We start from the raw sequence: 925 nt of genomic DNA, 5'->3' as shown, positions 1-925 counted from the left end.
GCCGGTGGTCGTGGGAGTTGGTCTCAGGCTCGGCGTGTCGCTGGGTGAAGCATTGGCTCGTCTTTGGCTCGGCGCTGTGTGTCTGTGGGCCCGGTCCGACAGGCTGGAGGTGGGTCGGGGAGACTGGGGGGCCAGTGCCCGTCTTCTCTCGACCTGGAGTCTGTGATGTTGCAGGGGACCGTTCGTTGGTTCGATGTCGAACGGGGTTTCGGCTTCCTCGCACCTGAGGACGGTTCGCCGGAGGTGTTCGTGCACGCCTCCGAGATTGTCGGGGACGGTGACGGGAAGGTGCTTCGCGAGGGGCAGGCCGTTGTGTTCGAGGTCGGTGTGAACGACCGCGGGCCCCAGGCGCTGCGTGTGCGTGTCACCGCCGCTGCGGGCACCGGTGGCGACGTGGGCTTGCTCGGCACGGTCAGGTGGTACGAGCCGGGCAAGGGGTACGGTTTCGTGTCGCCGGACGGTGGTGGCGCCGACGTCTTCGTGCACAGTTCCGCCATCGTGACCGGCGGCGTGGTCACCGAGGGGCAGCGGGTGGCGTTGCTGATCGTTGACGGTGAGCGCGGTCCGCAGGCCGGGCACGTGATCCCGTTGGGTGCTGGAGCGGGCTCATCCGCTGCGGCTGGTTTGGCCGACGGTGCCGACGGCACGGTGGCCTGGTATGACGAGGACAAGGGCTTCGGCTTCATCACCCCCGATTCCGGCGGCGGGGACGTCTTCGTTCACGCCCGGGCCTTGGTCGAGGGGCTGACCTGGCTGGCGGAGGGCGACCGCGTCGCCTACGACGTGGCCAGTGCAGACAAGGGCCCGCAGGCCCGCGATGTGCACCTGGTCCGGGGCGCCGAGCCCCAGACGGTGCCGCCGCGACGCTCGGAACCTGTCGCGACCGCGGGGCCGGCGGCGCGGGAGGTGCCCGTGCGAGGCGGCG

The 925-nt window shown here is 70.5% G+C and carries 1 protein-coding gene; it reads left to right on the top strand.

Features of this window, described 5'->3' with window-relative positions; translation table 11 throughout:
- Positions 1–165: 165 nt before the first annotated feature.
- A partial coding sequence (locus tag ACFPM7_RS30350; protein ID WP_378251283.1) for a cold-shock protein occupies positions 166–925 on the top strand: 760 nt, incomplete at its 3' end.

Source organism: Actinokineospora guangxiensis (assembly GCF_042657845.1).
GTDB lineage: Bacteria > Actinomycetota > Actinomycetes > Mycobacteriales > Pseudonocardiaceae > Actinokineospora > Actinokineospora guangxiensis.
The sequence above is the reverse complement of the archived record's forward strand: the minus strand, read 5'-3'. Positions and strand labels throughout refer to the sequence as shown.